Annotated in this window: 7 protein-coding genes; 3 read left to right on the top strand and 4 right to left on the bottom strand. The window is 29.6% G+C overall.

The window, feature by feature from the left end:
- Positions 1 to 309: 309 nt before the first annotated feature.
- Positions 310 to 852 (bottom strand): CDP-diacylglycerol--glycerol-3-phosphate 3-phosphatidyltransferase, encoded by a 543-nt coding sequence (gene pgsA / locus L8D11_RS02290; protein ID WP_236870061.1) that lies wholly within the window; start codon positions 850 to 852, stop codon positions 310 to 312.
- Positions 853 to 862: 10 nt separating this feature from the next.
- Positions 863 to 2,704 carry an excinuclease ABC subunit UvrC gene (uvrC, locus tag L8D11_RS02285; protein WP_236870060.1) on the bottom strand — a complete coding sequence of 614 codons (1,842 nt, stop codon included), beginning with the start codon at positions 2,702 to 2,704 and terminating at the stop codon, positions 863 to 865.
- A gap of 72 nt (positions 2,705 to 2,776) precedes the next feature.
- Here uvrC and L8D11_RS02280 point away from each other — a divergent pair, with 72 nt between their 5' ends.
- Genes L8D11_RS02280 through rpoD form a run of 3 tightly spaced genes read left to right on the top strand, consistent with a single transcriptional unit; the run spans position 2,777 to position 6,771 of the window.
- A complete protein-coding gene (locus L8D11_RS02280) occupies positions 2,777 to 3,076 on the top strand; it encodes a hypothetical protein (RefSeq protein ID WP_236870059.1) in 300 nt (99 codons plus the stop codon).
- Positions 3,077 to 3,100: 24 nt separating this feature from the next.
- On the top strand, positions 3,101 to 4,882 hold the full coding sequence (dnaG, locus tag L8D11_RS02275; protein WP_236870058.1) for a DNA primase: 1,782 nt from the start codon (positions 3,101 to 3,103) through the stop codon (positions 4,880 to 4,882).
- A gap of 35 nt (positions 4,883 to 4,917) precedes the next feature.
- The gene (gene rpoD, locus L8D11_RS02270; RefSeq protein ID WP_236870057.1) at positions 4,918 to 6,771 is read left to right on the top strand and encodes an RNA polymerase sigma factor RpoD; all 1,854 of its coding nucleotides are present in this window, start codon (positions 4,918 to 4,920) and stop codon (positions 6,769 to 6,771) included.
- A 72-nt stretch (positions 6,772 to 6,843) separates the two neighbouring features.
- On the opposite strand, the gene L8D11_RS02265 is transcribed toward rpoD, so the two are convergent.
- Complete coding sequence (locus L8D11_RS02265; protein WP_236870056.1) at positions 6,844 to 7,782, bottom strand: tyrosine-type recombinase/integrase; 939 nt, start codon at positions 7,780 to 7,782, stop codon at positions 6,844 to 6,846.
- The coding region (locus L8D11_RS02260) for a hypothetical protein (protein ID WP_236870055.1) at positions 7,775 to 7,986 on the bottom strand (212 nt) is incomplete at its 5' end. The genes L8D11_RS02265 and L8D11_RS02260, both read right to left, overlap by 8 nt.

The following is a 7,986-nucleotide window of genomic DNA, read 5'->3' as shown; positions in this document are numbered from 1 at the left end:
TAATATTGAGGCCCAAAATAGCTCTCTCAGAGACTTTATCAAGAGATACAATCGAAAAACCAAGGCTTATTCCAAAGCCGCTGATATGGCTGAATTATCTGTGTATATACATTTCTTCTTTGACGCTGTATTTGCTTAGCAATGCCATTTTTTTAAATCCTACAATTTTATAATCTTTTATTCAATATCAGAATTTTATTCTATTTTTAACTTGACTGTGCCGTATTGCAAGTAGGTGGTATAATTTTATAGGTTATTTAATAAGGTTCGAGCGATAGAGCAGAGGGGGGGTGTTTTTGGAAGGGTATTTTAATTAAAATTTTTAATACCCTGTCGCAGATATCCGTAACCTGTTATAACGGTTAGCAAAGCCGCAATCCAAATAGATATCTTTCCAATTAAGTTAGTATAAGGTATCCCTGTAGTCTCTTCTCCTAAAAGTAATATAATGATGGCAATCATCTGAGCAGCTGTTTTAATTTTTGCTAAATGACTTACTGGCACGCTTACTTTTAATTCTGCTAAATATTCACGCATTCCAGAAACTAATATCTCTCTACACAAAATAACTAAAGCAGGGAGCACTGGTGCAATGCTTCTATCTACCATCATCATAAGAGTTGCTGCAACAAGCAATTTATCGGCAATTGGATCTAAAACTTTTCCAAAATTTGATTGAACCCTCCAGGTTCTGGCTAAAAAACCATCAAAATAATCAGTAATACTTGCAAATATAAAGATTGTAACTGCAGTATAATGTGCAATTTTAGAATCAATGTAAAATGCTGACACCAAAATGGGTATCAAAAGTATTCTAAGTGAAGTTAAAATATTTGGTATATTTTTTTGCATGATATTGTGCTTACACTTTGTCGTTAGACTTATGTATATACTGAAAAATATTTTTTGCCAATTTCTTGTTTATACCTTCTATTTTAGCAATGTCTTCCTCACTTGCTAATTTTAAATTATTTAGCGAATCAAAATACAAAAGCAAACTCTTTTTTCTTTTTTCACCAATGCCTTTAATTGCATCTAATTCCGATTTCTTACTATTTTTCCTCATTAAATTTCTATGTGATGTCACTGCAAATCTATGAGCTTCATCCCTAATATTTTGTAAAAAAAGCAGGGTTTTATCATTTTTATCAATCTGGAAGGAAAATTTTCCATTTTGATGAAAAAATTCTCTTCCAGAATTTCTGTTTAATCCCTTTGACATTGCAACTATATTGACATTATCAATATTCATATTATTAAATTCATCAGTTACAGCAGATAATTGACCCTTTCCTCCATCGATTATAATTAAATCAGGCAAAGAGTTTTGATCAATCTTTTTAAATCTGCGTCTGATAACTTCTCTTAGCATATGATAATCGTCCATACATTTTTTATTGGCAATTTTATATTTTCTATATTCACTTTTAATGAATCCATCATGTCCTACCACAACTACGCATCCTACTGGATTAGCTCCATGATTGTGGCTATTATCATAAATTTCAATTTTTTCAGGGATAAAGGGAAGAGCAAATTTTTTAGCTATATCCTGAAATATATCTATTTTTGTTAAATAATTTTGGATGGATTTGTTATACGCCTCCTTTGTATTTTCAATTACAAAATTAAAAATATTTTTATCATTCTTGTTTTTGGGTAGGATTATTTTAGATCTAGTAGTGCTTTGAGTTACTTTTGATATAATTTTAAAGTCAATATCTTCAATATTGCACCATATTTCATTAGGTATTTCATTATTTTGATAAAATTGAATAATAAATCTGTAAATAATTTCTTTTTCTGATTCTATTGGATTTCTGTCAAAAAAATGGTATTTATCCCCGAAATTGTGACCATCTCTAATTGTATATACCTGTATGCAGTATTTTTGTGAAGAAGATTCTTCATAGAAAATGAATATATCGATATTTCTGTTAGAAAATCCATGAAAAATATTTTTTGACTGTACATAATTTAATAACTTTATTTTATCTCTAATATTTGCTGCTTTTTCATATTCCATTTTATCACTATAATATTGCATTTCTTTTATAAAATCTGAAAAAATTTCTTGAGTCTTGCCAGATAAAAACTTTTTTAAATTGATAATTGATTTGTTATAATCTTCTGGGCTTATTTTATTTACACATGGTGCGCTACATCTTTTTATTTGATACATAAGACAAGGCCTTCTTCTTGTTGAGAAATAATAATCACTACAACATCTTATTAAAAATAATTTTTGAAGTTCAATAATAATCTTGTCCAGCTTGTCAACTGACAAAAACGGACCAAAATAAATTAAAGCATCGTTTTTTTTACCTCTAAATTTTTTTAACTTAGGGAAGTTATGATTTTTATCTAGTACGATATAGGGAAAGCTCTTATCGTCTTTTAAAGCAATGTTATATTTGGGCTTGATGCTTTTTATTAAATCTGCTTCCAATATTAATGCTTCAATTTCAGATTTAGTAAAAAGAATATCTATTCTCTCTATGAGAGATACCATTCTTTTTAATCTGTAGGATAAATTATTAATATTTGTATACTGAATGACTCTCTTGCTTAAATCTTTTGCCTTACCTATATAAAGAATCGTGTCATCCTTACCAATCATCTTATAAATACCAGGTCTTGAAACAAGAGTATTGGCGCAATTTTTTATAGCAATAATGCCATTTCTAATATTAGTATTAATCAAATCAATAAAAAAATAAGTATTTGATAATACTACAAGATTTTAGTAGAATAAACGAAATAAGTTTACTTTTTTATGGCAGGCGGATCAGGAGATTATACTACAGGTGGTTCTATAGGAGGTGGTATGCACATTGACATTGCACCTCTTAAAGATATAAATCTTTCATTTGAAAATTTGCAAAAATCAAAAAATCTTAGTTCATTTGTTGAATCTTCACCAGTTGGTGCAATTTCTAGATTAGGTAATGCATTAAAAGGCATGAAGGATGTGGTTTCTATATCATCTTTGACACCAATGACTGCAATCTCTCCACCTGTTACTCCTATTGGTGCAGGTGCTAAGTTACCAGGTCTTATGAGTCGTAAGGGTTAGTACTTAATTATAATTATTTAAAACATGAGCTCTGAAGTTGAACTGATTAAGTCTAGGATTCTGCCTTCTGAGATAATTGCCAAAAAAATTCTACTTAAAAATAGGAGTGGGGCAGGTTATGTGGGTTTGTGTCCGTTTCATAGAGAAAAAACCCCTTCTTTTTTTGTGAATGATGATAAACGTATTTATCATTGTTTTGGGTGTGGTGTGCATGGGGATATCTTTAGTTTTGTAATGCAAGATGAAGGGATTTCATATAAAGAAGCCTTGGAAAAATTGGCTGATATTGCCGGTGTAAAGCTGAAAATAAAAAATAAAAAAGAAATTGAAAAATTTGAAAAAGATAAAATTTTCTTTCAGATATACAAAAAAGTGGCTGAATTATACCAAGAGCAGTTATTTAGTGATATTGGTAAAAATGCACTTAATTATGTTTTATCTAGGGGGATAAAATTAGAGATAATAAAGCAGTATAACTTAGGTTTTTCACCCAAAGATCATTCAATTATATTAAGTGAGTTGAAAAAAGAATTTTCTAATGATGATTTATTTGATTCAGGAGTTATAAATAGAAAAAATGACTTTATATATGATCCTTTTTATGGCCGCTTAATATTTCCTATAAAAAATAGAGCTGGAGAATGTATTGGGTTTGGTGGAAGGATATTAGGTGATGGAGAGCCTAAGTACTTGAATTCAGCAGAAAACCCTATATTTATAAAGAGTGAACATTTATACGGATATAATTATGCAAAGAATAGTGTTTATAAAGATGGTAACGTAATAGTAGTTGAAGGGTATATGGACGTTATTGCTTTAGTAAATTGTGGAATTAAAAATGTGGTAGCGCCACTTGGTGCTGGCATAAAATTAAGTCAAATTCAAATTTTGTGGGATATATGCCAAGAGCCCACTATATGTTTCGATAATGATTTGGCTGGCAAAAATGCCACAAGAAAGATTGCATATGAGAGTTTAAAATCTATATCTCATAACAAATCTCTAAAGTTTGTTAAATTAACTAATGGAAAAGATCCAGATGAAGTTATCAAAAATAAAGGTGTTGAATTTTTTAAAGACCTAGTCTCTCAAAGTATAGCGCTGTCTGATTATATATTTGAAATTGAATCAAATAAATATAACCTAAGTACTCCTGAAAAGAAAATTGCTCTTAAAATTAATTTAGAAAAAATTTCAGAAAATATAGCTGATTATTCTCTTAAAAAGAGTTATTTACAACATTTTAAAAATAAATATTACGATCTAATTTATAAATTCAGAAAATTATTATATGCAAAATTATCTACAAAAAATTTTGAATTAAGTTCTTCTCAGTTTTCTGTCATATCAAAAGAGAATAAATTATATCAGGAAGGTCTTTTTATCTTAAGTATTTTATGGAATTATCCAGATTTATTGGATGATAATAAAATAACAGAGGAGCTAATTGAGGCTGATTTATGTGATGAACTTGACAATGTAAGAAAAATGTTGTTAGATTTTTCCCTTAGTAATGACAATGAGCTGTTGTCATTTTACAATAAAAGCATTGCAAATTCAGCAGAAAAAAGTGATTTTAGTAGAACTATTGAGAAGTTGACTAAGTTTACAAAATTTGAATCCCAAATAGAGGCCAAGGAAAATTTGTTTAGAGCATTTAACATAAAAAAAATACGAACTATTAGGGATGAAATAGAATTATTAAAAAATCAATTATTGTTAACTGTTGATGACAAGTTGATGAAAAAGATGTTATACCTAAAGGAGTATGAGAGACAACTTAAGGACGAGATTGCAAATCAATAGTTTTACATTATTTTTAACTAAAAAATAAACTTATAATGACAAATACAAGTATCAAATTTCAAAATTCTAAACTTCATGATAAGTTAAAGGAGTATATTAAAATTGGTAAAATATCTTCTGAGGAACTTGATAGGATTATTCCTGAGGATGCAGATCATGAAGTGGTTAAAGGGGTGATTTCTTTTCTCAAGGAATCAGGAATAGCAATCATAAACAAAGATACGGAATCGAGTATAGTGGAGAGAGATAGTGAAGGTGATGATGAATTTGAATCTTCTTCAGAGAGTACCGTTGGTGGTATTGTTAATGATGATCCTGTTAGAATGTATTTAAAGGAAATGGGTTATAGGTCACTACTTACCAGAGAGGGGGAGGTTGAGGTAGCTAAAAGAATTGAAGAAAGCAGAAAGAATAAGCTATTTTTTTTAATTCAAGCTCCTATGTCGCTCAAAGAGATGCAGGATTGGTATGATGATATACTGACTGGGAAAAAGCTACTACGCGAAGTTATAGATATTGATGCTACGGCAAGTAGCGAGCGATCATTTGATCAGGATGATTCGACTAATGTTGATTTTGATGATAATGAAGAAAGCAATGAGGGTGAATTTGATACAGAGCATAATACATCTATTTCAGCTATAGAGAGTGAACTTAAGCCAAAGGTTTTAGAAATTTTATTAAAAATATCAGAATGTAGTAAAGAATTACTAAAATTTTATCACGATAACAGTAAACTGAAAGATAGCGACGTGAAGAAAACGCAGGATAAAAATAAGCAAAACATTATCAACGAGAAAACTAGTAAAATAGCTGAGTTATTGGATGAAATAAAGCTTGATGATCAGTACATTAACAGTATTTTTATACTGCTAAAAGATATCAATAAAAGTATTATCCAAATAGAATGTGACATATTTAAAACTGCAACTCAATCTAAATTCAATAGAGCTCAGTTCATCGAGATGTATAATAGCATTAAGCTGGATAATGAATGGTTGGAATCTTTGACGAAAAAGGGTATAAAATATGCAAAATTTATCGATGATAATTTAACATTTTTTCAAAAAATAGGGCAAAAATTCGAAAAAATAGAAACAAAGTGTGGTTTGCCAATCTTTGAGTTTAAATTAATTTTTCAGAACATACAGAAATGGGAAAGAGAGGTTACAAAAGCTAAAAAAGATATGATAGAGGCGAATTTAAGATTAGTAATTTCAATTGCTAAGAAATATGCTAATCGTGGGTTACAATTTCTTGATTTGATACAGGAAGGAAACATTGGGTTAATGAAAGCTGTTGATAAATTTGAATATCGTAGAGGATATAAGTTTTCAACTTATGCGACATGGTGGATTAGGCAGGCCATCACTCGTTCGATTGCTGATCAAGCCAGAACGATTAGAATACCGGTGCACATGATTGAAACAATAAATAAAATAATACGCACATCCAAGCAATTAGCGCATGATTTAGGTAGAGATCCCACGTCTGAGGAGATAGCAGAGCAATTGTCAATTCCAGTAGATAAGGTAAAAAAAGTATTGAAAATTTCTAAAGAGCCAATGAGTTTAGAAAATCCCATTGGTGATGATGAAGGAAGTATGTTGGGTGATTTTATTGAAGATACCAATGCAATTAAACCAATCGATTCTGCTGTGCATTCAAATTTAAGAGAAACAACTACCAAAGTTTTAGCTACTTTAACGCCAAGAGAAGAAAGAGTTTTAAGGATGAGGTTTGGTATAAGTATGGAAACTGATCATACTTTGGAAGAAGTTGGAAAACAATTTGATGTTACGAGAGAAAGAATTAGGCAAATTGAAGCTAAAGCACTTAGAAAATTAAGGCATAAAACCAGGTCTAGAAAATTAGATAGTTTCATGTAAAATGGCTTAATTACCATTTCAATAAATTTAATGATGATGGCGATATCTTGTTGTATGAGAGATTAATACAGGCTATTCTTTACTCCTCGGATGAAAATTGATAAAATTTTTCACTAAGTAGTTCGTGTCAATTTTAGTATATCTTTGGGTAGTAGACAAATTTTTGTGGCCTAATAATTCCTGAATTGTTCGTAAATCTCCTTCAGAATTGGCTAATAAATGTGTTGCAAAACTGTGCCTTAGAGAATGGGGTGTGGTGAAATCAGGGAGACATAATACTGCCCTCAATTTTCTTAGGGTTTTTCGAAAAACATCAGGATTTAGCTTATCTCCTTTCTCCCCGTAAAATAAAAAGCTATTATTTTGAAATTTATATGGACAGGATGAAATATAGCTTTTTATTTGTTCTTGAATTATTGGTAGCAAATATAGTTCCCGTTCTTTGTTGCCTTTTCCTGAAACAATTACTCTAAGAAATTCATCGTAAAAATTATTTACCCTGAGGTTCAATGCTTCACTAATTCTCATTCCACATCCATATAGTAAATATGCGATTGCTTTATTTCTTTGTCCAATCCAAAAATTATTACTGATTTTTTCTATAGTATTCATTATTTCAATAGCAGATTTTACTGGTAATGCTCTAGGCAGTGGTTTATTTAACTTTGCAATTTTTACAAGATTTATATTTTGATTTTCTATTTTATATTGTTCTTTCAAAAATTTATAAAAATTCTTTATCGAGGATATGGTTCTATTGTTAGAAACACTTGCTATATTATTTCTTTTTCTAGATGCCAACCAAGATCTAAAATCATGTACTTCCAATTTATCTAATAATTCAAGTGATATTGATTCTCCATGATGATTAAAAATAAATTGTAAAAAATAATATATATCTGTGATATATGCATTGATTGTATTTTGTGAATAATTTAGGTTTTTATCAAGATAAGTTATCCAATCGTTTAAACATTTCTGCGTTTCTTTATTAATTTTTAGGCTATTCATTTAAATCCAGAGCTGTCGATGGTGTATATGTAATCACTATTCTATTTAAAGCATTAAACAAAAGCAAATAAATTGATAATAAAGGCCGTTGCATAAATGCAAAGCAAGGAAGATATGCAATAAATGGATTTAAAAAATTAGATTCATATAAAGAAGAACGATAAGTTTGGTATAAAAGCTGATAGAATAATAGGAATTCAAGAA

It is taken from the genome of Candidatus Bandiella numerosa (genome assembly GCF_021811875.1).
In the GTDB taxonomy this organism is placed as follows: domain Bacteria; phylum Pseudomonadota; class Alphaproteobacteria; order Rickettsiales; family Midichloriaceae; genus Aquirickettsia; species Aquirickettsia numerosa_A.
The sequence above is the reverse complement of the archived record's forward strand: the minus strand, read 5'-3'. Positions and strand labels throughout refer to the sequence as shown.

Coding starts and splice junctions, on each gene's coding strand:
- pgsA (WP_236870061.1), bottom strand. CDS start 852: ATGCAAAAAAATATACCAAATATTTTAACTTCACTTAGAATACTTTTG.
- L8D11_RS02280 (WP_236870059.1), top strand. CDS start 2,777: ATGGCAGGCGGATCAGGAGATTATACTACAGGTGGTTCTATAGGAGGT.
- dnaG (WP_236870058.1), top strand. CDS start 3,101: ATGAGCTCTGAAGTTGAACTGATTAAGTCTAGGATTCTGCCTTCTGAG.
- rpoD (WP_236870057.1), top strand. CDS start 4,918: ATGACAAATACAAGTATCAAATTTCAAAATTCTAAACTTCATGATAAG.
- L8D11_RS02265 (WP_236870056.1), bottom strand. CDS start 7,782: ATGAATAGCCTAAAAATTAATAAAGAAACGCAGAAATGTTTAAACGAT.